We start from the raw sequence: 418 nt of genomic DNA, 5'->3' as shown, positions 1-418 counted from the left end.
GAACAAGCGGCAGTCGATCTGGCAAAACGGGTTGATCAGGTAGTTGTTTTTGCCGGTTTTCCAAGTTCTTATGAGTCGGAAGGCTTTGACAAGCAGACGATCAGTTTGCCGGACAACCAAAATCATTTAATTGAACGATTGGCCACTGTTAATAAAAAAATAATCGTTGTTTTAGAAAACGGATCAGCTCTTGAAATGCCTTGGGTCGGACAGGTTGGAGCGATCGTCGAGACTTATCTGGCTGGTGAAGCCGTGGGCCAGTCTACTTGGGATGTCCTATTCGGCCATGTTATCCCTCAGGCAAGTTAGCTGAAAGCTTTCCGATTAAATTGTCCGACAATCCAACTTATTTAGCTTTCAATGCTGATCCAAACGAGGAAAATTATCACGAAGGTCTCTTTGTTGGCTATCGTTATTA

1 pseudogene is annotated in these 418 nt (G+C 43.8%); it reads left to right on the top strand.

Going from position 1 to position 418, the window contains the following annotated elements:
• Positions 1 to 418 (top strand): annotated as a pseudogene (locus tag KH893_RS12550) (glycoside hydrolase family 3 protein); the annotation flags it as partial.

The sequence above is a fragment of the Liquorilactobacillus sicerae genome (assembly GCF_029916425.1).
GTDB lineage: Bacteria > Bacillota > Bacilli > Lactobacillales > Lactobacillaceae > Liquorilactobacillus > Liquorilactobacillus sicerae.
Note: the sequence above shows the minus strand (reverse complement) of the source record. Positions and strands in the feature narration are given on the sequence as shown.